The sequence below is a fragment of the Nonomuraea sp. MG754425 genome (assembly GCF_021699195.1).
GTDB lineage: Bacteria > Actinomycetota > Actinomycetes > Streptosporangiales > Streptosporangiaceae > Nonomuraea.
This window is the reverse complement of record NZ_SSXE01000073.1, coordinates 1-23,659: the sequence shown is the minus strand read 5'-3', so window position 1 is coordinate 23,659 and position 23,659 is coordinate 1. Positions and strand designations below refer to the sequence as shown.

Sequence of the window (23,659 nt, the reverse complement as noted above, 5' to 3'; positions counted from 1 at the left end):
TGAGCCGGCCGCTCGCCCGTTGTCCGACCGGCCGGTGTGCGGGCATCCTAGGTCCGATGGACTTCGGGAAGGCCGACCTGCTCCTGGCCGACGCACGCGGGCTGCTCGGCGAGCACGACTCGGTCCGCGCCATGGCCGTGTCCGCCCTCGACGCGCTGCGCCGCGACGTGGCCAGGGCGGGGCTGGCGGCGGTGCCGGTCTCGCGGCTGAAGGACGTCACCGACGGGCGGCTGCGGGTGGGCACGCTGGAGCGGTCCGGGTTCGCGACGGTGCGGCAGGTGCTGGAGGCCACGCCGTACGAGCTGCAGTCGCTGCCCGGGATCGGCGCGCGGACGGCGGGGCAGTTGCACGCGGCGGCCCGGCAGATCGAGCGGGCCGCCGCCGAGGCCGCGAGCCTGCGGCTCGACGTGGACCGGCCCGATCACCACACCACGGAGCTGGTGGTCGCGCTGCACCGCCTGGTGAGCGTGGGGCCCGAGCTGCCCCGCGCCCTCGACGCCGCCCGCGACCTGGCCGGGCGGCTGGGACCGCTGCTGCACCAGGCGCGGCCCGCGCGCGGCAGGCTGCGGATGATGTTCACGCTGCCGGCGCGGCGGCGGCGGGCCCGCGAGGCGGTGGCGGCGATCGAGGAGCTGCTGCCCGCCTCCGACGGGACGCGGCTGCTGCTCGCCCAGGTCACGACCGACCTGCTGCGCCCGGCGGCCCGCGACTTCGAGGCGTGGGCGGACTTCGAGTCCCGTTCGCCCGAGTATTTCGGCCTGCTGGCGGAGCTGGCCGGCGAGCCGATCGGGACCGAGCGGGGGCTGCTGCCCGACGATCTGGCGGCCAAGGTGGCGGCGCAGCCGCTCGACGACACCCACCGGCGGGTGTCCCTGCGCGGCTACCAGGCGTTCGGGGCCCGGTTCGCGCTCGCCCAGGAACGTGTGATCATCGGCGACGAGATGGGGCTGGGCAAGTCGATCGAGGCCATCGCGGCGCTGGCGCACCTGCGGGCACAGGGCGAGAGCCATTTCCTGGTGGCCTGCCCGGCGAGCGTGCTGATCAACTGGGTGCGGGAGATCGGGGCGCGCAGCACGCTGCGGGCCTATCCGCTGCACGGGCCCGACCGGCTCGCGGCCCAGGAGGAGTGGGCCCGGCGGGGCGGCGTCGCGGTGGCCACGCTCGACGGGCTGGCCCGGTTCGGCGCGGACTCCGGCGGGCCGGAGCCGGAGGTGGGCATGCTGGTCGTGGACGAGGCCCACTACGTCAAGAACCCGGAGGCCAAGCGGTCGCGGGCGGTGGCCGCCTGGTGCGGCCGGGCGCGGCGGGTGCTGTTCCTGACCGGCACGCCCATGGAGAACCGGGTGGAGGAGTTCCGGACGCTGATCGCGTACCTGCGGCCCGAGCTGGCCGCCGGGTTGCGCAGCAGCGACGTGGTGGCCGGGGCGCAGTCCTTCCGCAAGGCGGTCGCGCCCGTCTACCTGCGGCGCAACCAGCAGGACGTGCTGTCGGAGCTGCCGGAGCGGGTGGAGGCCGACGAGTGGGTGGAGTTCAGCGGGTCGGACTTCGAGGTGTACCGGCGGGCGGTGGCCGCGGGCAACTTCATGGCGATGCGCCGGGCCGCGTACGCCGAGCCGGCCACCTCCGCCAAGCTGAAGCGGCTGCTGGAACTGGTGGCGGACGCCGAGGCCAACGGGCTGAAGGTGGTGGTGTACTCGTACTTCCGCGCGGTGCTCGCCGCCGTGGGCGCGGCGCTGGACGGGCGGGCGCACGGGCCGCTGTCCGGGGACGTCGCCGCCGAGCGGCGGCAGCGGATGGTGGACGAGTTCTCCGCCGCCGCCGGGCACGCGGTGCTGCTCAGCCAGGTGCAGGCGGGCGGGGTGGGGCTCAACCTGCAGGCGGCGTCGGTGGTGATCCTGTGCGAGCCGCAGGTCAAGCCGAGCATGGAGACGCAGGCCGTGGGCCGGGCGCACCGCATGGGGCAGGTACGGCGGGTGCAGGTGCACCGGCTGCTCACCGTGGACTCGGTGGACCAGCGCCTGCTGGACATCCTGCGCCGCAAGACGAAGCTGTTCGACGCCTACGCCCGGCGCAGCGACCTGGCCGAGTCGTCGGGTGACGCGGTGGACGTGTCGGAGCAGTCGCTGGCCCGGCAGGTGATCGAGGAGGAGCAGCGCCGCCTGCTACCTGACTGACCGCGCTCTCCGCACCCCGCCCTGCAGCTTTGCAGAAAGTTTCAGCAAAGCTCTTGCAATGCCGGACGGCGCTGGGTAATTTCCGGGAAATCCCCCCGACACTCAAGAGAGTGCGCGATGAAACGACTGAAGGCAGGCATCGCCGCCCTGTGCACCATGGCGGCCCTCCTCGTGGGCAACGACGCGGCGCAGGCCGCCCCTCCCGGCGACAGAGACGTGATCGCCAACCTCTGGAGCTGGAACTGGAACTCCGTGGCCAGGGAGTGCACCGACCACCTCGGCCCGGCCGGCTACGGCGGCGTGCAGGTCTCGCCGCCCCAGGACTCGCTCACCAGGGCGGGCGCCGTCTGGTGGGACATCTACCAGCCCGCCAACTACACGCTGACCAGCAAGTTCGGCAACGAGAGCCAGTTCGCGGCCATGGTGCGCGCCTGCCATGACGCCGGCCTCAAGGTCTACGCGGACGCGGTCATCAACCACATGACCGGCCAGGGCAGCACCAGCTACGGCGGCACCAGCTTCGCCAAGTACGCCTACCCGGGCCTGTACTCGGCCGCCGACTTCCACTACTACTCCGAGGACTGCGGCAACTCCGACAACCTCATCCACGACGGCGACTACGGCTCCAGCGCGCGCAACGTGCAGAACTGCGAACTCGTCGGCCTCTCCGACCTGGAGACCGAGGAGGACTACGTCCGGGGCGCCATCGCCGGCTACCTCAACAAGCTCATCGGCCTCGGCGTGGACGGCTTCCGCGTGGACGCCGCCAAGCACACCAGCCCCGCCGACCTGGGCGACGTCTACCGCAGGCTGAACGGCTCGCCGTACATCTACCAGGAGGTCATCTACGGCGCCGGCGAGGCGGTGCAGCCGTCCCAGTACACCGGGATCGGCGACGTGCTGGAGTTCCAGTACGGCCGCTACCTGCGCGAGAAGTTCCTCGGCAACATCTCCGACCTGCGCACGTTCGGCGAGAGCTGGGGCGGCATGCAGCCGTCGGGCAAGTCCGTCACGTTCGTGGCCAACCACGACACCGAACGCGGCAGTAGCGCGCTGAGCTACAAGGACGGCGCGGCCTACCGGCTGGCCACCGTGTTCCAGCTCGCCTGGAACTACGGCACGCCACAGGTGTACGACGGCTTCACCTGGAGCGACAGGGAGGCGGGGCCGCCCCATTCCAACGGGTTCGTCCGTGACGCCGTGTGCGGCAGCGGCTGGGAGTGCCTGCACCGCGACCCGGCCGTCACCGGCATGGTCGGCTTCCACAACGCGGTCAGGGGCACCGGGGTCACCGGCTGGAACTCCCCGAACGGCAACGTGATCGCCTTCAGCCGCGGCGCCAAGGGCTGGATCGCGATCAACAACGGCTCCGGCTCGTACGCGGGCACGTTCGCCACCGGCCTGCCCGCCGGCACGTACGCCAGCGTGACCGGCACCGGCGCGGTGAGCGTGAACGGCAGCGGCCAGGCCACGGTGACGGTGCCCGCCAAGGGCGCGGTCGCGATCGTCGCGGGCGGCACCACCACCCCGCCCGACCAGGTTCCGGTCACCTTCAACGTCAACGCCACCACCACCTGGGGCACCAACGTCTACCTCGTCGGCTCGATCCCCGCGCTGAAGAACTGGAACACCGGCGAGGCCGTCCCGTTGTCGTCGGCCGGGTACCCGGTGTGGAGCGCGACGGTGACGCTGCCGGCGAACACCTCCTTCGAGTACAAGTTCATCAAGAAGGACGCTTCGGGGAACGTGACCTGGGAGAGCGGCGGCAACCGCGTCCACACGACCGGCTCCTCGGCCACGACGATCGACGCCACCTGGAAATAGCGACCGAGTCCGGCCGCACCACCTCAGGCCGCACCACCTCAGACCGGGCGGGCGAGTCGGTCGAGGTGGTAGCGGACGGCGTCGAGCGCCTGCGACGGCTCGCGCACGCCGGTCAGCAGGCCGGAGGCGAGGCCGTCGATCAGGGCGATCAGCACGACGGCCTCGTGCGCGGGGTCGAGGCCGTCGCGCAGTTCGCCGTCGCGCGTCCCTTGCTCGATCAGCTCCGCGATCCGGCCGCGCAGCCACCGGTCGCCGCGGCGCAGATCCTCGTTCAGTTCGGGCACGCCCGCGGCCAGGCCGGCGAACGCCTGTCCGGCACGGCGCTCGGCGCGGCGGCGGTCGTCGAGCGGCAGCACCGCGACCGCCATCGAGAGCAGGAACGAGCCCGCCGGACGTCCGCCGGCGGGCTCCGCCATGCCCGTCATGATCCGCTGGGCGACGGCCTCGCCCAGGTAGCCGACCACGTAGCGGAGCATCTCGTCCTTGCTGGCGAAGTAGTGCTGCACCGTGCCGAGCGACACGCCCGCCTCGGCCGCGACGTCACGCAGCTTGGCCTGGCCGAGCCCGTCGCGCCCGGCGATGCGCAGCACGGCCTCGGCGAGGTGGCGGCGGCGCTCCTCGTGATCGACCTTCTTCGGCATGGCCCTCCTTGTTCATACCGCTGTATTATAATACAGCGGTATGGCAACAATAGCGTTCCACGCCCCCATCGGGGCCGGTCATGTCAACCCGACCCTGGGCCTGGCCGCCGAACTGGTCCGGCGCGGTCACCGCGTCACCTACGCCACCACCGAGTCCAACGCCGGCCGGGTGGCCGAGACCGGCGCCGAGATCATCCCCTGGACCTCGTCGTGGGACGCGCTGGGGCTGGACGACGTGCCGCAGATGCACGGCAAGGGCCTGGTCAAGGCGATGGGCATGCTGCTGGACGAGACCAGGTCGGCGCTGGCGCAGCTCGACGGCGGTGAGCGCCCCGACCTGGTGGTGCACGACGGCACCATGTGCTGGTGGGGGCGGATCCTGGCGGCCCGCTGGCAGGTCCCCTCGGTCGAGAACTGGCCGAACCTGGTGAGCAACGCGCACTGGTCGATGCAGGACGAGTACACCACCGTCAACGGGCTGAGCCTCGGTTTCCTGCGCGCGGCCGTGCGGCTCGCCTCCTTCCTGCGCAAGGAGGGCTTCCGCGACGTGCAGGCGTTCCTGCGCGGTGACCGGGCCGCGGCCCGGCTCGTGACGCTGCCCAGGGCCTTCCAGTACGCGGGCGAGACGTTCGGGGACGGCTACGTCTTCGTCGGGCCCGGCCTGACCGAGCGCGCCTACCAGGGCGGCTGGCAGCCGCCCGGCGACGGCCTGCCGGTGGCGCTGGTCTCGCTCGGCACCGGCTACAACAAGCGTCCCGACTTCTACCGCGAGGTGCTGCGCGGCGCGCGGGATCGGCCGTGGCACGTCGTGCTGGCCGTCGGCGAGGTGGACCCGGCGACGCTCGGCCCGATCCCGCCCAACGTCGAGGTGCACCGGCACGCGCCCCAGCTCGCGGTGCTCCGTCACGCGCGGGCGTTCGTGACGCACGCGGGCATGGGCAGCACGATGGAGAGCCTGCACTTCGGGGTGCCGATGGTGGCGGTGCCGCAGATGGCCGAGCAGCGGGCCAACGCCGACCGCATCGACGAACTGGGCCTGGGCCGGGCGCTGCCCGGCGACGGCGTGACCGGGGAGGAGCTGTGGGCGGCGGTCGAGAAGGTCGCGGCCGACGCGTCCGTGCGCGAGCGGGTGGGCTGGATGCGGGCGGAGATCGCCAGGGCGGGCGGCGCTCCGGCGGCGGCGGACGTGGTGGAGAAAGTGCTTAACTTGGGGTCGTAAAACGTTTCATTACGCTCTCTGTGGAAGGTCCCCCCTTGGATTACGAACGCCAGCCGTACCGCCGGTGCGGCCGCAGCGGACTCCTCCTGCCCGCGGTGTCGCTGGGCCTGTGGCACAACTTCGGCGAGGGCAGGCCGCTCGAGAGCCAGCGCGCGATCCTGCACAAGGCCTTCGACCTCGGCATCACCCACTTCGACATCGCCGACCGCTACGGCCCGCCCATCGGCGCCGCCGAGGCCGCCTTCGGCCGGCTCCTCCCGCGCTCGCTGCGCGACGAGGTCGTGGTCACCACCAAGGGCTACAACCCCATGTGGGACGGCCCGTACGGCGTGGGCGGCTCGCGCAAGCACCTGCTGGCCACCCTCGACCGTTCGCTGACCCGGCTCGGCCTCGACTACGTCGACATCTTCTACCTGCACCGCGAGGACGAGGAGACGCCGCTGGAGGAGCAGGCCGCCACGCTCGACCACATGGTCCGCACCGGCCGCACGCTCTACGTCGGCGTGTCCAACTTCTCCCCCGAGCGCACCGCCGAGATCGCCGCTCTGCTGCGCTCGCTCGGCACCCCGCTGCTGGTGCACCAGCCGCCGTACTCCATGCTGAACCGGCGCATCGAGCAGTCGCTGCTGGGCGTGCTGGAGGAGGAGGGCGTCGGCTGCGTGGTGTACTCGCCGCTGGCCCAGGGCCTGCTGACCGACCGCTACCTGGACGGCATCCCGGCCGGCTCGCGGGCGGCCGAGGGCCGGTTCCTGACGCCCGACCGGGTGACGCCGCAGGTGCTGGCGTTCGTGCGGGCGCTGTCGGAGCTGGCCGCCGCGCGCGGCCAGACGGTGGCGCAGCTCGCGCTGGCGTGGGCGCTGCGCGACCCCCGGATCACCTCGGTGCTGGTGGGCGCCTCCAGCCCCGAGCAGCTCGAGGCGAACGTGGCGGCCGTGGACGGGCTCGGCTTCTCCGACGACGAACTGGCCGCGATCGACCGCGCCGCCAAGGAGTCCGGCGTGGAGGCGTGACCCCCCGCGCGGGCGGCTCCGAGGACACGTCCCGGGGCCGTCCGCGCGACCGAAGTCGCGGGCCGTACATCCATCGATGTACCGGCGATTTCGCTCCCCGGGACGATCGCGGCGGGCCCGCCCGCCCGCACAGTTGAAGGTGTGAACGACCGCATCGGCGCACTCGACGTGCTGCGCGGCGTGGCCATCCTCGGCACGCTGGGCACCAACATCTGGATCTTCACCGATCCCGGTGGTCCCTCCGCGTTCCTCAGCTCCGCCGCGGCCGGCGGCGCGGTGGAGACCTTCCTGCGGTTCCTGGCCAACGGCAAGTTCCTGGGCATGCTGACGCTGCTGTTCGGCGTCGGCCTGGAGCTGCAGTACCGCAGCGCGGTGCGCAGGGGCCTGACCTGGCCGGGGCGCTACCTCTGGCGGGCGGCGCTGCTGCTGGCCGAGGGGGCCGTGCACTTCGTCCTGGTCTTCGAGTTCGACGTGCTGATGGGCTACGCGCTCACCTCCATGATCGTCGCCTACCTGATCGGCAGGAGTGAGCGGGCCGTCACGGCCTGGATGGCCGCCGCCGGCGCGCTGCACCTGTCGCTGGTGGGCCTGGCCACCCTGGCGCTGACGACGGCGGGACCGTCCGGACCGGCCGGGGCGCCGCCCGTCCACCCCGGCGGGTGGACGGAGCAGGTGCGCCTGCGGCTCGAGAACGCCGTGGTGTTCCGGGCCGAGCTGATCCTCATCGTGCCCATGGGCGTGGTGCTGTTCCTGCTCGGCGCCCGCCTGCTGCGGGCCGGCGTGTTCGACGAGCGCGGGGCCCGGCTGCGCGGCCGGCTGATCGCGGCCGGGCTCGGCCTCGGCGTGCCGCTGAACCTGCTCACCTCCTTCGCCGGCCCCGCCTGGTTCATGGTGGACCGCTACCTCGTGGCGCCGCTGGTCTCCCTGGGCCTGCTGGCGCTCGTCACCTCGATCGTGCTCGGCATGAAGGGCGCGCCGGGCGTGCTGCGCCGGGGCCTGGCCGGGGTGGGCCGCACGGCGCTGTCCTGCTACGTGTTCCAGAACCTGGCCGCCGGCGTGCTCTGCTACGGCTGGGGCCTGGGCCTGGCCGCCCGCCTCGACGGGCTGCGGCCCTGGTGGGTGCCGGTGGGCTGGGCCGGGATCTGCGTGCTGTTCATGGTCCTGTCGTCGTTGTGGCTGCGCCGGTTCGAGCGCGGGCCGCTCGAACTGGCCTGGCAGTGGGCCTATCAGGCGCCGTTCAGGGCGGCCCTCCCGGCCCGGCGGTAGGCGGCGCCGGGGTGGCCGCCGGGCAGCCGGTGCACGCCAGGGCCGAGCAGGCGTTCGCGCAGCGTCGTGTCCTCGTACGACGTCCGGTAGCGGCCCCGGCGCTGCAGTTCGGGCACGACCAGTTCGACGAAGTCCTCGGCGGTGCCCGGCGACAGGTACTGCATGAGGTTGAACCCGGTCGCGCCGGTCTCGTCGGCCCAGCGCTCGATCTCGTCCGCGACCCGCTCCGGCGGGCCGGCGACGAAGAACGGGCCGCCCCCGCCGATCCGGCCGACGGAGCCGAGCACGTCGCCGACCCGCAGGCCCCGGCCCACCAGCGGGCGCACGGCCCGCTCGGTGAAGTCGCCGCCGCGGGCCACGATGTCGTCGATCAGCTCGCCCGGGTCGTAGGCGGCCAGGTCGATGCCGCTGCCCCGCTGCGCCAGGAAGCCCTCCGGCCTGATGTGCCGTTGCAGGTCGGCGACCTTGGCGTCCGCCTCCCGCTGGGTGCGGGCCACGATCACCGACGCGCTGGGGAAGAACGTGATGTGCGCCGGGTCGCGGCCGTGTGCGGCGGCCCGGCGGCGGGTGTCGGCGATGTCGTCGCGCAGCGCCTCCAGGGAGGCGGCCCCCGTGAAGACCGCCTCGGCGTGCCGGGCCGCGAACTCCTTGCCGCGATCGGAGTTGCCCGCCTGGTAGAGGACGGGGGTGCGCTGCGGCGACGGCTCCGACAGGTGCGGCCCGGCGACCTGGAAGTGCCGGCCCACATGGTCGATGGCGTGCACCTTGGCGGGGTCGGCGTAGACGTGCCGCTCCCGGTCGCGCAGCACCGCGTCGTCCTCCCAGCTCCCCTCCCACAGCTTGTACAGGACCTCCAGGTACTCCTCGGCGATCTCGTAGCGCAGGTCGTGCTCGACCTCGTCGGCCAGGCCGAAGTTGCGGGCGGCGTTGCGCAGGTAGGAGGTGACCACGTTCCAGGCGACGCGGCCCTTGGTGAGGTGGTCGAGGGTGGACATCCGGCGGGCGTGCGCGAACGGCGGCTCGTAGGTGGTGGAGAACGTCACGGCGAAACCCAGGTGGCGGGTCACGGCCGCCATGGCGGGCACCACGAGCAGCGGGTCGTTGGCGGGGATCTGCACGGCCTCGCGGACGGCGGTCTCGGGGCCGCCGCGGTAGCGGTCGTAGGCCCCGACGACGTCGGCCAGGAAGACGGCGTCGAACAGGCCGCGCTCCAGCAGCCTGGCCAGGTCCGTCCAGTACTCCAGGTCGGTGTAGCGGTGACGGTTGTTGGCGGGGTGGGTCCACAGGCCGTGCTGGATGTGGCCGACGCAGTTCATCTCGAAGAGGTTGAAGTGGATGATGCCGCTCATCGGGGGTGGCTCCTGGGGGCGATTCCGTTGAGGTGGTAGTTGCCGACGTCGTGCACCTTGGCCCGGCGTGGGTCGTGGACGGTGTGGGTGCGGGCGTTGCGCCAGTGCCGGTCCAGGCCGAGCGGGGCACGGACGGCGCTCGCCCCCGCCAGCTCGAACCATTCGCCGGTGACGCGCAGGGCGGCCCGGTCGGCCTGCGCGCGGGCGGCGGCCATGGCGACGGCCGCCTCGTCCGCCAGCCGTTCGAAGTCGCCGGGGGCGGCGGCGCGGGCCCGGTCCACCGCGTCGCCGGCGCTTTCCAGCAGCGCCCTGGCCGCCCTGGTCAGCACGGCCAGCTCGCCGAAGCGCTGCACGACGACCGGGTCCTCGACGACCTTCTCGGCCTGCGCGCCCGGCCAGCCGCCCTTGGTGTAGCCGCGCAGGAAGGCGGCGGCGTCGGCCAGCGCGCCCTCCGCGATGCCGGTGTCGATGGCGGCGTGGATGAGCAGGCCGAAGCTGCGGAAGGTGGTGACGCCGTCGCGGCGCACCGGCATGACGCGGCCGGCCGGCACGTAGACGTCGTCCAGCAGCACGCTGCCGCTGGCCGTGGTGCGCTGGCCGAAGCCGTCCCAGTCGTCCACGACGGTCAGGCCGGGGGCGTCCCGCGGCACGAAGGCGACGCGGTGGGAGCCCTCGTCGAGCGCGGTCACCGGGATCCAGTGGGCGAACAGCGCGCCGGTCGAGTAGATCTTGCGGCCGGAGACGAGGTAGCCGTCCTCGTGCGGGCGCAGGGTGACGCGCTCGCGCTCCCCGCCGGGGCCGCGGGCGTCCACGGCGGCGTTGCCGAGGCGGCGGCCGGCCAGCACCTCGGCGTACAGGAACTCCTGCAGGTCCGGGGCGCCGTGCTCGCGCAGGGAGTCGACGTACCAGAAGTGGTTCTGCGGGATCTGCCCGATGCTGCCGTCGGCCGCCGACAGCTCCCTGATGACCGCGCCGAGCGTCGCGGTGCGCACGCCCGCGCCGCCGTGCGCGGCGGGGACGGTGATGCCGAGCAGGCCGCTGTCCGAGAGCGCCGCGACCTCCGCCTCGGGCAGGACGCGCCCGGCGTCGCGCCGGGCGGCCCCCTCGGCGAAGCCGGCCGCCAGCTCGCGGGCGACCTCGATCGCCTCGTCGTCGGTCTTGATCACATGTGCCATGTCACGCCGCCGCCAGTCTCGGGACCGCCGCCACCAGTTCCTTCGTGTACGGGTGCGCGGGCTCGCGGAAGACGGTCCCGACCGGGCCTTCCTCGACCACGCGGCCGTCCTTCATGACCAGGACCCGGTCGCACAGGTGGTGCACCACGCCCAGGTCGTGCGAGATGAACAGGTACGCCACGCCCGTCTCCCGCTGCACGTCCTCCAGCAGGTCGAGCACCTGCGCCTGGACGGACACGTCGAGCGCCGAGACGGGCTCGTCGCACACGATCACCGACGGCTCGGGGGCCAGGGCCCGCGCGATGGCCACGCGCTGCCGCTGCCCGCCGGACAGGCGCAGCGGGCGGCGCGCGAGGTGCTCGGCGCCGAGGCCGACGAGCTCCAGCAGCTCGACGGCCCGCTCGCGGCGGCGTCCGCGCGGCACGCCGGCCACGGCCAGAGCCTCGGCGAGCACCTTGGCCACCGTGTAGCGGGGGTCGAAGGCGGCCAGGGGGTCCTGGTAGACGATCTGCACGTCGCGGCGCAGCGCCCGGTCCTTGCGGGTCCACGGCCGGCCGTGCACCTCCACGGTCCCGGTGTCGGCGGCGGTCAGGCCGAGCGCGATCCGCGCGGTGGTGGTCTTGCCGGAGCCGGACTCCCCCACGATGCCGAGGGTCTCGGCCGCGCGCAGCGTGAACGACACGTCCTGGACGGCCGGCCGGCCGCCGAACGACTTGCCGACGCCCTCGGCCCGCACCACGACGTCGCCGGCGGCCCGCCGGGGCGCGGCCGGGACGGGACGCGGCCCGGTCTCCGACAGCCGGGTGCCCTTGGTGTGCTCGGCCGGGATCGCGCGCAGCAGCCGCCTGGTGTAGTGGTGGGCGGGCTGCCCCAGCACCCGGCCGGTCGGCCCCTGCTCGACGATCACGCCGTCCTTCATGACCGCCACCCGGTCGGCCAGCCTGGCCACCACCGCGAGGTCGTGGCTGATCACCAGCAGCGACCTGCCCTGGGCCTTGATCCCGGCCAGCAGGTCGAGCACCTGGGCCTGGATCGTGACGTCCAGGGCCGTGGTGGGCTCGTCGGCGATGACCAGCTCGGGGTCGGCGGCCAGCGCGGTGGCGATCAGGGCGCGCTGGCGCAGCCCGCCGGACAGCTCGTGCGGGAGTTGCCCGGCCCGCAGGCCGGGCTCCGGCACGCCGGCGGCGGCGAGCAGCTCGGTCACCCTGGCTTTGCGTTCGCTCCCGGACAGGGCGGTGTGGGCGGTCAGCACCTCCTCGATCTCCTTGCCGACCTTGCGCAGCGGGTCCAGCGAGACCAGCGCGTCCTGGAGCACGAAGCCGATCCGGGCGCCCCGCAGCCGCCGCCAGCCGCGCTCGCGCAGCCGGGTGAGGTCCTGCCCGTCGAACGCCAGCCCGGCCGCGCTCACCTGCGCGCCCTCGCCGGTGAGCCCGACCAGGGTGCGGGCGGTGACGCTCTTGCCCGAGCCCGACTCCCCGACCAGGGCGAGGCACTCCCCCGCCCCGATCTCGAACGACACCCCGCGCACGACCGGCGTCGCCCCGAAGGCGACCCGCAGGTCGTCCACCTTCACCAGGCTCACCAGGCCCTCCCTTCCGATCGCAGTCTGAGTGCCCGGCCGACCACGGTCACGCTGATCACCGTCAGCGTGATCGCGGCGCCCGGGAAGACGCCGTACCACCAGGCCCGCGAGATGAAGTTGCGGGCGGTGGACAGCATGGAGCCCCACTCGGGCTCCGGCGGCGGCGTGCCGAGCCCGAGGAAGCTCAGCGCGGAGCCGGCCACCAACGCCGTGCCGACGCCGACGGTGGCCAGCACCAGCACCGGCTTGACGGCGTTCGGCAGCACGTGCCGCAGGATCACCCGCGGCGCGGACAGGCCCAGCGCGTGCGCCGCCTCGACGTAGCCGGAGCGGCGGATGGCCAGGGTCTGGGCGCGTACGAGGCGGGCGTAGTTCGGGATGCCGGCCACCCCGATGGCCAGGACGGCGTTGGACGTGCCGCCGCCCGCGACCGTGATGACCACCAGGGCGAGCAGCAGCTCGGGGAAGGCCATCCCGACGTCGGACAGCCGCATGACCACGCCCTCGACCAGCCGGTTGCCCAGCCCGGCGGCCAGGCCGAGCAGCCCGCCGAAGACCAGCGCGACGGCGACGGCGCCGAAGCCGAGCAGCAGCGAGGTCCGCGTGCCGTGCACGATGCGGGCCAGCACGTCCCGGCCGTTCTCGTCGGTGCCGAGCGGGTGCCCGGCGCTGGGCGGGCGCAACGTCCCGCCGCTGTCCACGGCGAGCGGGTCCTGGGCGGTGAACAGCTCCGGCGCCAGCGCGGCCAGCACCAGGACGGCCAGCACGGCGGCGGCGGCGTACACGCCCGCGCGTTTCACGCGGCCTCCTTCAGCCGGGGGTCGATGGCCAGGTAGAGCAGGTCCACGACGAGGTTGACCACGACGTAGACCAGGGCCGACAGCAGCACCACGCCGAGCACGACCGGCAGGTCCTTGGCGTTCACGGCCGAGACGAGCAGCCGGCCGATGCCCTGGCGGGTGAACAGGGTCTCGGTGACGACGGCCCCGCCGAGCAGGGCGCCCACCCAGTAGCCGGTCATCGTGACGAGCGGGGTCATGGCGTGCCGGAGCGCGTGCCGCACCCGTACGGCGGCGTCGCCCAGGCCCCGGGCGCGGGCGCTGACGATGAACGGCTCGTCCAGGACCTCCTCCAGGGACTCGCGCAGCACGTGGCCGAGCACGCCCGCGATCGGCAGCGCCAGGCACAGCGCGGGCAGCACGAGCGAGGCCGGGCCCTGGCCGCCGGTGGCGGGGAAGAGCCGCAGTCCGAAGGAGAAGACGGTCAGCAGCACGATGCCCAGCCAGAACGTCGGCGTCGAGGCCGCCACCAGTTCCGCGGCCGAGGCCAGGCCGCGCAGCCAGCGGCGGCGCCTGGCGGTGGCCAGCGCGACCGCGACGGCCAGGGTCAGGCCCGTGGCGGCCCCGGCCAGCGCCAGTTCGACGGTGGCGGCGGCCTGCTCGCCGATGGCCTGGGTGACCGGGGTGTGCAGGCGGTAGGAGGTGCCGAAGTCGCCGCGCACGATGCGCCACAGGTGGGCGGCGTACTGCTGGTACCAGGGGAGGTCGAGCCCGTACTCGGCCCTGACCTGGGCGAGCACCTCCGGTGTCGGGGCGGCGCCCTCGCCCCCGACGACGGCCTCGGCCGGGTCTCCGGGGGTGAAGTGCACCACCAGGAAGGTCAGGGTCGCCGCACCCCACAGCACGCCGGCCCCGGCCAGCAGGCGCCAGCCGATGAATCTCAGGGTGGTCATTCGTCCAGCCAGGTGTCGTAGAAGTACGGCGACGGGTAGGCGGGCGTGAAGGCCAGGTCGCGGACCTTGCGGTGGTAGGCGACCGGGCGCGGGTCGTCGTAGAAGGGGATGGCGGGGACGAGTTCGAGCAGCCTGGCCTGCGCCCGGTTGTACAGCTCGGTGGGGTCCGTGGCCCGCCTGGCCTGCTCGAGGAGGTCGTCGAGCGCGGCGTCCTTGAGGCGGGCGGCGTTCTGGCCGCGCCGCTCGGGGGTGGTGATGTTCTTGGAGGAGTACTGGATCCACAGCACGTCGGCCGTGTTCGTGGCCCACAGCCCGGAGCTCAGGTCGTAGTCGCCCTTGACGGTGCGGTCGGTGAGCTCCTGCTCGGGTGGCGTCTGGAGCTGGATGTCCAGGCCGATCTTCCTGGCGGCGGCCTGGGTCTGGACGGCGATCTGCATGCGCTGGGCGGGGAAGTTCGCCGCGATGGGGAAGTACGCGGTCAGCCGCCTGCCGTCCTTGAGCCGGATGCCGTCCTTGTCCTTGGTGTTCCAGCCGGCCTCGTCGAGCAGCCTGTCCGCCTGGGCGGGGTCGTGGGTGATGGCGCCTTCCAGGCCCCGCGCGTAGCCGGGCGTGGCGGAGGTGACGAAGCCCTGGGCCACCTGGTACTGGCCGAAGGAGACGCCCTCGATGATGGACGCCCGGTCCACGGCGGCCAGCAGCGCCCGCCGTACCTTGACGTCGTCGAACGGGGGCCGCGAGGTGTTCAGCCAGAACGCCATGGGGTGTCCCGGCCTGATCGCGCTGAGGAAGCCCAGGTCGGGGTTGGCCTTGACGTCCTCGACGTTCTGCGGCGGGGTGAAGTCGATGGCGTGCACCTCGCCGGAGGCGAGCGCGTTGTAGCGGGTGGCGTCCTCGGTGAGGAAGCGGATCTCCAGCTTCTCCAGGTACGCGGGCCCGGTGTGCCGGGCGCCCTTCGGGCCCCAGTTGTAGTCGGGGTTGCGATGGTAGGTGATGCTCTGGCCCTTGGCCCACGTGTCGAAGACGAACGGGCCGGAGCCGATGGGATGCCGGCAGATGCTCTGCGGCGACTCCTTGATCTGCTTGGGCGAGATCATGCCGAGGTAGCCCTGGGCGAGGATGTCGAGGAAGGGCCGGTACGGCGAGCTGAGGGTGACCTTCAGCGTGTGCTCGTCCACGACCTGCGCGTCCTTGTAGGGCGCGATGTAGGCGGCGGCCAGCGGTGACTTGGTGGCCGGGTCCCGCATGTGCTCGAAGTTGACCTTGAGCGCCTCGGCGTTCCAGGCCGCCCCGTCATGGAATGTCACGCCCTGGCGGAGCGTGAAGGTGTAGGTCAGGCCGTCGTCGGAGATGTCCCAACTGTCGGCGAGCCAGGGCTGGATCGTGCCGTCGGCGTCGAACCAGACCAGCGAGTCGGCCACCGGGACCGTGCTCACCGGGCCGTCGGAGCTGGAGTTGCCGTGCGGGTCGAGGCAGGGCGGCTCCTGCCCGTTCTCGCCCAGCACCAGCGTGCCGCCGGACTTCGGGGTCGTGGTCGTGCCGCCCGTGGCGTCTCTCGTGGTGCCGCATCCCGCCAGGGACACGGCGAGCAGGGCCGCCGTGAGGAGGGCGAGGGGGGTCTTGGTCATGTGTCAGCTCACCCACGCGTCTTGGAAGGTGACCGCGCCGTAGGCGTGGTCCCAGGTCAGCCCGTGCACCTTCGTGCTGGAGGAGACGAGGCTCGGGCGGTCGTAGAGGGGGATGGCGGGCGCGAGGCCGAGCAGCCGGGCCTGCGCCTCGCCGTAGATCGCGGCCCGGCCGGCGGCGTCGGTGCTCGCCCTGGCCCGCTCCAGCAGGTCGTCGAGCTTGTCGTCGTCGAGCCGGGTGGTGTTCTGGCCGCGCCGCTCGGAGGTGGTGATGTTCCCGGAGGCGTACTGGATCCACAGCACGTCGGCGGTGTTGGTGGTCCAGATGCCGACGGAGACGTCGAAGTCGCCCTTGGCGGTGCGCTCGGAGGAGACCTGCGCCGGGACGTTCTCGATCTTGATCTCGATGCCCGCCTTGGCGGCGGCGGCCTGGGTCTGGACCAGGATCTGGGTGTTCTGCGGGTTCACGCCGGTGTCCAGGGCGGTGGCGGTCAGCCGCTCGCCGTCCTTGACCCGGATGCCGTCCGCGCCCTTCTCGCGCCAGCCGGCCTCGTCGAGCAGCCGTGCCGCCTCGGCGGGGTCGTGGGCCAGGCCGCCGGCGTCCGCGTGGTCGGGGGTGGAGGGGGTGAGGAAGCCGGTGGCGACCGTCCACCGGCCGAACGAGACGCTGTCGATGATCGCCTTGCGGTCCACCGCGCGGGTGAGCGCCTGGCGCACCTTGACGTCGGAGAAGGGGGCGCGGCCGGTGTTGAGCCAGACCGAGAACGGGTGACCCGGCCGGTCGAGGGAGGTGAAGGCGAGGGCGGGGTTGGCCTTGACGTCCTCGACGCTGGCCGGCGGGGTGTTGTCGATCACGTCCACCTCGCCGGCGAGCAGCGCGTTGTAGCGGGTGGCGTCCTCGGCCAGGAAGCGGATCTCCAGGCGTTCCAGGTGGGCGGGTCCGGTGCGGGTCGGCCCCCAGGCGTAGTCGGGGTTCCTGCGGTAGGTGATGCCCTGGCCCTTGGCCCAGGCGTCGAACACGAACGGCCCCGAGCCGACCGGGTGCTCGCAGGTGCTCGCCGGGTCCTCCTTGAGCTGCTTGGGCGAGATCATCGCCAGGTACGACTGGGCGAGCACGTTGAGGAAGGCCGAGTAGGGCGAGGCGAGCCGGACCTCGAGGGTGCGCTCGTCCACGACCTTCGCGTCCTCGTAGGGCGCGATGTAGGCGGCGGCCAGCGGTGACTTGGTGGCCGGGGCGCGCATGTGCTCCAGGTTGAGCTTGAGCGCCTCGGCGTCCCAGGCCGAGCCGTCGTGGAAGCGCACGCCCTCGCGCAGCGTGAAGGTGTAGGTCAGGCCGTCGGCCGAGACCTGCCATGCCGAGGCCAGCCAGGGCTTGAGCGTGCCGTCGGCGTCCTGGCGGAGCAGGGAGTCGAAGATCGGGCGGCCGACGACGGTGGTGTTCGTGGTGGAGAGCTGGTGGGGGTCGAGGCAGGCAGGCTCGTCGGCGTTCTCCCCGAGCACGAGCGTGCCTCCGGACTTCGGGCCGGTGCCGCCGCCGGTGGTGGTGGGGGCGGCGTTCGTGCCGCAGGCGGTCAGCGTCGCCGCCAGCAGGGCGGCCACGAGCAGCGTGGTGGAGCGGGTGAGCATGGGAGGTCCTTAACAGGTATTGCCTACCTGCATTGCAGGGATTACGGTGAACCATAACGTAACACGCAGAACGGACGAAACAACATGACCAACGTGATCGCCGACGACGCAGAGGCGCTCTCGGCGGCGCGCGAGCTGGCCGCCGGGTTCGCGACCGGCGCGGCCGCCCGCGACGCCGAGCGCCGCCTGCCCGGACCGGAGCTGGACCGCCTGTCGGAGCGCGGCCTGCTCGCGATCACCGTGCCGCGCGCCTACGGCGGCGCGGACGTGAGCGCCCGCACGGTCGCCGAGGTGTTCCGGCTGCTGGCCGCCGCCGACCCCAACATCGCCCAGATCCCGCAGAGCCACTTCGTCTACGTCAACGTCCTGCGCCGGCAGGGCACCCCCGAACAGCGCAAGTTCTTCTTCGCCGAGGTGCTCGACGGCAGACGCTTCGGCAACGCCCAGTCGGAGGCCGGCACCAAGCACGTCCAGGACTACCGGACCGCGCTGACGGCCGCCCCCGGCGGCGGCTTCCTGCTCAACGGCGTCAAGCACTACAGCACGGGCGCGCTGTTCGCCCACTGGATCCCCGTGCTGGCCCGCCGCGCGGACGGCACGCTGCACGTGGCGTACGTGCCGCGCGACGCCCCCGGCGTGACCGTCGTGGACGACTGGGACGGCATGGGCCAGCGCACCACCGCGAGCGGCACCGTACGCCTGGAGGACGTCCAGGTGCCCGGCGACCGGGTGGTGCCGCACCACCTGACGTTCGCCGGGCCGCAACTGCACGGCGCGTTCGCCCAGCTCCTGCACACCGCGATCGACGTCGGCATCGCGGCGGGCGCGCTGGAGGAGGCGCTGGAGTTCGTCCGGGCCAAGGCCAGGCCGTGGTTCGAGAGCGGGCACGAGCGCGCGGCCGACGACCCCCTCGTCATCCAGCGGGCCGGCGAACTGGCCGTCAAGGTGCGCGCCGCCGAGGCGCTGCTCGACACCGCCGCCGCGGCCCTCGACGCCGCCGGCGACCCGGCGCGCGGCGACCTGACCGACGAGGCGGCGGCCTCCGCCTCGATCGCGGTGGCCGCCGCCAAGGCGTTCGCCGACCCGGTGGCCGTGGAACTGGGCAACGCGATCTTCGAGCTGGGCGGCACCCGGTCCAGCCTGAACGGGCTCAACCTGCACCGCCACTGGCGCAACGCCCGCACGCACACCCTGCACGACCCCGCGCGCTGGAAGATCCAGCACATCGGGCGCTACGTACTCAACGGCCAGCTCCCGCCGCGGCACGGCCTGCTCTAGGAGACGACGATGACCCTGACGTTCCACTGGTTCCTGCCCACGTACGGCGACAGCCGCGACGTCGTGGGCGGCGGCCACGGGCTCCCGGCGGGCGCGGCCTCCGGCGCCCGCCCGGCGACCCTGTCCTACCTGCGGCAGATCGTGCAGGCCGCCGAGCAGACCGGCTTCGTCGGCGCGCTGACGCCCACCGGCGCGTGGTGCGAGGACGCCTGGCTGACCACCGCCATGCTGGCCGACACCACGGAGCGGCTGAAGTTCCTCGTGGCCTTCCGCCCCGGGCTGGTCTCCCCCACGCTGGCCGCGCAGATGGCGGCCACCTTCCAGTGGCACTCGCGCGAACGGCTGCTGCTCAACGTGGTGACCGGCGGGGAGAGCCACGAGCAGCGCGCGTACGGGGACTTCCTGGACAAGGACACCCGCTACGCGCGTACGGACGAGTTCCTGCACGTGGTGCGGGCCCTGTGGCGGGGCGAGACGGTGAGCTTCGCGGGCGAGCACGTCCAGGTCGAGCAGGCCCGGCTCAACCGGCTGCCCGAGCCGGTGCCCGACATCTACTTCGGCGGCTCCTCCCCCGCCGCGGGCCGGGTCGCCGCCCGGCACGTGGACGCCTACCTCACCTGGGGCGAGCCGCCCGCCGCGGTGGCCGAGAAGATCGCCTGGGTCAACGGGCTGGCCGCCGCGCAAGGACGTACGCTCAGGCACGGCATCAGGCTGCACGTCATCACCCGCGACACCTCCGAGCAGGCGTGGGCGCAGGCCCGCAGGCTGCTCGACGGCATCGACCCGGACACCGTCGCGAAGGTGCAGGCGGGGCTGGGGCGCAGCGAGTCCGAAGGCCAGAAGCGCATGCTGGAGCTGCACGGCGGCAAGCGCGACGACCTGGAGATCTACCCGAACCTGTGGGCGGGCGTCGGGCTCGTGCGCGGCGGGGCGGGCACCGCGCTGGTCGGCAGCCACGCCGAGGTCGCCGACCGCATCGAGGAGTACCACCGGCTCGGGCTCACCGAGTTCGTGCTGTCCGGGTATCCGCACCTGGAGGAGGCGTACTGGTTCGGGGAGGGCGTGCTGCCGATCCTGCGCGAGCGCGGCCTGTGGCGGCACCCGGCCGACCCCGCGCCCGCCGCGCCCGTCGGGGTCCCGTTCGCGGCGGCGGGCACCCGGTGAACGGCCCGACGCGAAGCCCGATGACCGTCCGGATGCGAAGCCCGAGGAGCGGCCCTGCGCGGAGCCCGATGGGTGCTTCGGTGGAGGGCCGATGAGCGGGCTCGACGAGCTGCGGCGGCGTGCCGCCGAGCTGCTGCCGGAGCTGGCGGCCGGGGCCGGGGACCGGGAGCTCGCCCGCGAGCTGCCGCGTGCCCAGATCCGCGCGCTGGCCGCCGCCGGCCTGCTCACCTTCCGCATCCCCGTCGCCGACGGCGGGGCGGGCGCCGGCGTGGCCGAGGTGTTCGACTTCCTCGTCTCCCTGGCCGCCGCCGACTCCAACATCGCCCAGGCGCTGCGGCCCGGCTTCGGCCGGGTGGAGCACCTGCTCACCGCCTCCCCCGCGGAGCGGGAGCGCTGGTTCCCGCGTTTCCTGGCCGGCGACGTGTTCGGCAACGCGGGGTGGGAGGTCGGCGGGGCGAGCGGGGAGGTGCGCACCCGCATCGACGCCGACGGCGTCGTGAACGGCAGCAAGTACTACAGCACGGGCGCGCTGTACGCGGACTGGATCAGCGCCGCCGCCGTGGACGACTCCGGTGAGAAGGTGTTCTTCACCCTGCCCCGCGACCGGGAGGGGCTGGAGCTGGTCGACGACTTCGACGGCATCGGCCAGCGGCTCACGGCCAGCGGGACCACCCGGCTCAACGGGGTCAAGGTGCACCCGGGCGAGTTCGCCAAGCCGCCGCCGCGCTCGGCGGGCCGCTCGCCCGTCAGCGCGTTCATGCAGCTCTACCTGGCCGCCGTACAGGCCGGGATCGCCCGCAACGCGCTGACCGACGCCGTGGCCTTCGCCCGTGAGCGCTCCCGGCCGATCCAGCACAGCGACGCCGCCCGTTCCGTGGACGACCCGTACGTGCGGCACGCCGTCGGCGAGATCTCGGCACGGGCCTACGCCGCCGAGGCGGCGGTGCTGCGCGCCGCGGCGGCCATCGACCGGGCCTGGGCCGGCGAGCTCGCGCCCGACCTGCTCACCGAGGCGGCCGTGGAGGTGGCGCAGGCCCAGTACGTCGCCGCCGAGTCGGCGCTGCGCGCGGCCGAGCTGCTGTTCGACGTGGGCGGCGGCTCCGCGGTGGCCCGCCGGCACAACCTCGACCGGCACTGGCGCAACGCCAGGACCGTCACCAACCACAACCCGCGCGCCTGGAAGGCCGCCGTGGTCGGCGCCTACCGCCTCACCGGCGCGCAGCCGCCGGTCAACGGCCTGTTCTGAGAGGTCGCCCGCTCACCCGGAGCGCCGGGTGAGCGGGCCGGCCACCAGGCCGAGCAGCCCGTCGGCGGCCTTGCCCAGCAGGGCGAGCAGCAGGATCGACAGCAGCAGGATGTCGGTGCGGCCGGTGTTCTGGCTGTCGATCAGCAGGAACCCGAGCCCCATCGACGAGGCGATCAGCTCCGCGGCGACCAGGAACAGCCACCCCTGCGCCAGGCCCAGCCGCAGCCCGGCGACGACGGCGGGCGCGGCGTACGGGAGCTGGACGCGGGTGAGCAGGCCCACCCCGCGCAGCCCGTACGCCCGGCCTGCCTCGACCAGGTGGGGGTCCACGTGGGCCAGGGCCGTGGAGACGGTGGTGTAGACGGGGAAGAACGCGCCGATCGCCACCAGGACGATCTTCGGAGCCTCGGCGATGCCCAGCCAGAGCACCAGCAGCGGCACCCAGGCCAGCGACGGCACCGCGCGCAGGGCCGCCACGCTGGGCGCGAGCAGCGCCCGGACCGGACCGTACAGGCCGACCGCCGCGCCCAGCGCCAGCCCCGCCGCCGCGCCCGCCGCGAACCCCAGCAGCACGCGCTGCCCGCTGATCGCGACGTGCTGCCACAGTTCTCCGCGCCGGATCAGCTCCGCCACCGCCGCCAGCACGGCCGACGGGGAGGGGAGCTGGGCCGGGGTGAACAGGCCGCCGCCGGAGGCGAGCTGCCAGGCGGCCAGCAGCGCCAGCGGCACCACCAGCCCGGCGGCCCGCCGGCCCGGCCGGAGCCGGCGGGCGGCGGGAGCGCGCTCCTCGTCCCCGGCGGCCCGCGCCGGCGCCCGCTCCACGGCCTGCCCGGTCACGACGCCGCCCGCGCCTTCTCGGCGTGCTCCGGCGCGAACAGCGAGTCGAGGGCGGCCCTGGCCTCCTGCTCCGAACGCACCTGGCTCTCCGCCACCAGCGTCGGCAGGATGCGTTCCAGCACCGCCCGCTGCTCGGCCCCCGGGACCGGGCTGATGCCGACCTCGGTCCGTTCCCGCAGCACGACCGTGGCGACCTCGGGCGTCAGCTTCGCCTCCGCGGCCAGCAGCCGGACCGCCTCGTCGGGGTTCGCGGCGATCCACGCGCGCGCCCGCTCGTAGGCGTCCAGCACCTTCTGGACGAGGTCCGGACTTTCGGCGAGGAAGCCCTCGCGGGCGTTGAGGAAGCCGTAGGAGTTGAAGGCCGGGTTCCGGTAGAGGAGCTTGGCGCCGGCCTCCACCTGGCTCTGCGCCATCAGCGGGTCCAGGCCCGCCCAGGCGTCCACGTCGCCGCGTTCGAGCGCGGTCCGGCCGTCGGCGTGCTGGAGGTTGACGACCTCGACGTCCGTGGCCCCGAGCCCGGCCTCCCGCAGCGCCTGCAGCAGGAAGAAGTACGGGTCCGTGCCCTTGGTGGCGGCCACCTTCCGGCCCTTGAGCTGCGCCACCCGCGTGACGGGCGAGTCCCCGGCCACGACGAGCGCCGTCCACTCCGGACGGGTGTAGACGCCGATCGTCTTGATCGGGGTGCCGTTGGCGCGGGCCTGGAGCGCCGCCGCGCCCGCGGTGGAGCCGACGTCGATGCTCTCGCCGCGCAGGTTCTCGTTGGCCTTGTTACTGCCGGCCGACAGCACCCAGGTCACCGTGGTGTCCTTGAGCTCGTTCTCCAGCCAGCGTTGCCGTCGTACGACGAGGCTGAGCGGGTTGTAGTAGGCGTAGTCCAGGCGCAGGCGGCCCGCGGCGGCGGTGCCGCCCTCGCCCGGCGCGCAGGCGGCCAGCGGGACGAGCAGGGTGGCGGCGAGCAGGGTGCGGCGGTGGATCATGGGGTGCGGCTCCTCGGCCAGGTGGGGCCGAGGACGGCGGTGGTTCACGGAGCCGGCTCCTCGGTACGGGTGGGACGGGGCACGCCGAGACGTTCGAGCAGGTCGGCGCGGAGTGAGGCGAGATCGGGGCGGGCGCGGTCGCGCGGCCGGGGGCTGGCGACACCGAGCACGGTCACCACGGTCGCGCCGGGGCGGCCCGGCTCGGCGCCGAGCAGGACGACGCGGTCGGCCAGGTGCAGGGCCTCGTCCACGTCGTGGGTGACGAGCAGGACCGTGGTGCCGGCGTCGCGCTGCACGTCGGACAGCAGGTCCTGCATGCGCAGGCGGGTGAGGGCGTCCAGGGCGGCGAACGGCTCGTCCAGCAGGAGCACGCCCGGCTCCCTGGCCAGCGCCCTGGCGAGGGCGGCCCGCTGCGCCATGCCGCCGGACACCTGCCGGGGCCGGTGCCGGTGGAAGCCGTCGAGGCCGACGACGTCGAGCCAGTGCCGGACGACACGCGCGCCGCGCGCCCGGCCGGTGCCCGGGGGCAGGCCGAGCGCCACGTTCCCGGCCAGGTCGCGCCAGGGCAGCAGCCGGGGCTCCTGGAAGACCACCGCGCATCGCTCGTCGATGCCCGTGACGGGGCGGCCGTCCACCGTGATCGTGCCGGTCCCCGGCGTCTCCAGCCCGGCGACCAGCCTGAGCAGGGTGGACTTGCCGCATCCTGACGGCCCCAGGAGGGCGACGATCTCGCCGGGCGAGATGTCGAGCGCGACGTCGCGCAGCACCGTGTGACCGGGGCCGCTCCTGGAGCCGGTGCCGTAGGCGTGACCGACCCCTCGCAGCCCGACCGCCGCGGCGGACGCGGGGCCTTCGGGGTGGGCGGCGCGCCCGATCGTCATGCTGTCTCCTCGGAACGTCTCTGGACCGGCCGCCGGGATCGCCGACACACGGGGCC

19 protein-coding genes are annotated in these 23,659 nt (G+C 73.7%); 8 read left to right on the top strand and 11 right to left on the bottom strand.

Annotated elements, in window-relative coordinates; translation table 11 throughout:
- Positions 1-56: 56 nt before the first annotated feature.
- Positions 57-2,174, top strand: coding sequence for a DEAD/DEAH box helicase (locus tag FAF44_RS24850; RefSeq protein WP_237105654.1), 2,118 nt, complete (start codon positions 57-59; stop codon positions 2,172-2,174).
- Positions 2,175-2,291: 117 nt separating this feature from the next.
- The gene (locus FAF44_RS24845) at positions 2,292-3,998 is read left to right on the top strand and encodes a carbohydrate-binding module family 20 domain-containing protein (protein ID WP_237105653.1); all 1,707 of its coding nucleotides are present in this window, start codon (positions 2,292-2,294) and stop codon (positions 3,996-3,998) included.
- 38 nt (positions 3,999-4,036) lie between these two features.
- Here the strand turns inward: FAF44_RS24845 and FAF44_RS24840 are convergent, their stop codons facing one another.
- On the bottom strand, positions 4,037-4,639 hold the full coding sequence (locus tag FAF44_RS24840; RefSeq protein ID WP_237105652.1) for a TetR/AcrR family transcriptional regulator: 603 nt from the start codon (positions 4,637-4,639) through the stop codon (positions 4,037-4,039).
- A gap of 40 nt (positions 4,640-4,679) precedes the next feature.
- Between FAF44_RS24840 and FAF44_RS24835 the strand changes: the two genes are divergently transcribed.
- From FAF44_RS24835 to FAF44_RS24825, 3 genes are all read left to right on the top strand, one after another.
- On the top strand, positions 4,680-5,858 hold the full coding sequence (locus FAF44_RS24835; RefSeq protein ID WP_237105651.1) for a macrolide family glycosyltransferase: 1,179 nt from the start codon (positions 4,680-4,682) through the stop codon (positions 5,856-5,858).
- Positions 5,859-5,893: 35 nt separating this feature from the next.
- On the top strand, positions 5,894-6,868 hold the full coding sequence (locus tag FAF44_RS24830; RefSeq protein WP_237105650.1) for an aldo/keto reductase: 975 nt from the start codon (positions 5,894-5,896) through the stop codon (positions 6,866-6,868).
- Positions 6,869-7,009: 141 nt separating this feature from the next.
- The gene (locus FAF44_RS24825) at positions 7,010-8,134 is read left to right on the top strand and encodes a DUF418 domain-containing protein (RefSeq protein ID WP_237105649.1); all 1,125 of its coding nucleotides are present in this window, start codon (positions 7,010-7,012) and stop codon (positions 8,132-8,134) included.
- Here the strand turns inward: FAF44_RS24825 and FAF44_RS24820 are convergent.
- From FAF44_RS24820 to FAF44_RS24790, 7 genes are read right to left on the bottom strand one after another with little or no spacing between them, the layout of a single operon-like run.
- A complete protein-coding gene (locus FAF44_RS24820; protein ID WP_237105648.1) occupies positions 8,095-9,483 on the bottom strand; it encodes an LLM class flavin-dependent oxidoreductase in 1,389 nt (462 codons plus the stop codon). The genes FAF44_RS24825 and FAF44_RS24820 overlap by 40 nt on opposite strands.
- Positions 9,480-10,658: an SfnB family sulfur acquisition oxidoreductase gene (locus FAF44_RS24815; protein WP_237105647.1), complete on the bottom strand. Its 1,179-nt coding sequence runs from the start codon at positions 10,656-10,658 to the stop codon at positions 9,480-9,482. The genes FAF44_RS24820 and FAF44_RS24815 overlap by 4 nt, the downstream gene beginning before the upstream one ends.
- 1 nt (position 10,659) lies before the next feature.
- Complete coding sequence (locus FAF44_RS24810) at positions 10,660-12,240, bottom strand: ABC transporter ATP-binding protein (RefSeq protein WP_237105646.1); 1,581 nt, start codon at positions 12,238-12,240, stop codon at positions 10,660-10,662.
- Positions 12,237-13,040: an ABC transporter permease gene (locus tag FAF44_RS24805; RefSeq protein WP_237105645.1), complete on the bottom strand. Its 804-nt coding sequence runs from the start codon at positions 13,038-13,040 to the stop codon at positions 12,237-12,239. Before FAF44_RS24805 ends, FAF44_RS24810 begins: the two co-directional genes overlap by 4 nt.
- Positions 13,037-13,972, bottom strand: coding sequence for an ABC transporter permease (locus tag FAF44_RS24800; protein WP_237105644.1), 936 nt, complete (start codon positions 13,970-13,972; stop codon positions 13,037-13,039). The genes FAF44_RS24805 and FAF44_RS24800 overlap by 4 nt, the downstream gene beginning before the upstream one ends.
- The gene (locus FAF44_RS24795) at positions 13,969-15,597 is read right to left on the bottom strand and encodes an ABC transporter substrate-binding protein (RefSeq protein ID WP_237105643.1); all 1,629 of its coding nucleotides are present in this window, start codon (positions 15,595-15,597) and stop codon (positions 13,969-13,971) included. The genes FAF44_RS24800 and FAF44_RS24795 overlap by 4 nt, the downstream gene beginning before the upstream one ends.
- Before the next feature lie 3 nt (positions 15,598-15,600).
- A complete protein-coding gene (locus FAF44_RS24790) occupies positions 15,601-17,220 on the bottom strand; it encodes an ABC transporter substrate-binding protein (RefSeq protein WP_237105642.1) in 1,620 nt (539 codons plus the stop codon).
- An 84-nt stretch (positions 17,221-17,304) separates the two neighbouring features.
- On the opposite strand from FAF44_RS24790, the gene FAF44_RS24785 reads away from it, so the two are divergent.
- The 3 genes from FAF44_RS24785 to FAF44_RS24775 all read left to right on the top strand — a co-directional run bounded on the left by FAF44_RS24785 (position 17,305) and on the right by FAF44_RS24775 (position 20,908).
- Positions 17,305-18,498, top strand: coding sequence for an SfnB family sulfur acquisition oxidoreductase (locus FAF44_RS24785; RefSeq protein WP_237105641.1), 1,194 nt, complete (start codon positions 17,305-17,307; stop codon positions 18,496-18,498).
- A gap of 9 nt (positions 18,499-18,507) precedes the next feature.
- A complete protein-coding gene (locus tag FAF44_RS24780) occupies positions 18,508-19,662 on the top strand; it encodes an LLM class flavin-dependent oxidoreductase (protein WP_237105640.1) in 1,155 nt (384 codons plus the stop codon).
- Between the two features lie 91 nt (positions 19,663-19,753).
- Positions 19,754-20,908, top strand: coding sequence for an acyl-CoA dehydrogenase family protein (locus tag FAF44_RS24775; RefSeq protein ID WP_237105639.1), 1,155 nt, complete (start codon positions 19,754-19,756; stop codon positions 20,906-20,908).
- Between the two features lie 12 nt (positions 20,909-20,920).
- Here the strand turns inward: FAF44_RS24775 and FAF44_RS55915 are convergent, their stop codons facing one another.
- The 3 genes from FAF44_RS55915 to FAF44_RS24760 are packed head-to-tail and all read right to left on the bottom strand — an operon-like array spanning position 20,921 to position 23,603.
- Positions 20,921-21,745 carry an ABC transporter permease gene (locus FAF44_RS55915; protein ID WP_237105638.1) on the bottom strand — a complete coding sequence of 275 codons (825 nt, stop codon included), beginning with the start codon at positions 21,743-21,745 and terminating at the stop codon, positions 20,921-20,923.
- Positions 21,742-22,770 carry an aliphatic sulfonate ABC transporter substrate-binding protein gene (locus tag FAF44_RS24765; RefSeq protein ID WP_237105637.1) on the bottom strand — a complete coding sequence of 343 codons (1,029 nt, stop codon included), beginning with the start codon at positions 22,768-22,770 and terminating at the stop codon, positions 21,742-21,744. The genes FAF44_RS55915 and FAF44_RS24765 overlap by 4 nt, the downstream gene beginning before the upstream one ends.
- Positions 22,767-23,603, bottom strand: a complete 837-nt coding sequence (locus FAF44_RS24760) for an ABC transporter ATP-binding protein (protein ID WP_237105636.1) — start codon at positions 23,601-23,603, stop codon at positions 22,767-22,769. Before FAF44_RS24760 ends, FAF44_RS24765 begins: the two co-directional genes overlap by 4 nt.
- Between the last annotated feature and the right edge of the window lie 56 nt (positions 23,604-23,659).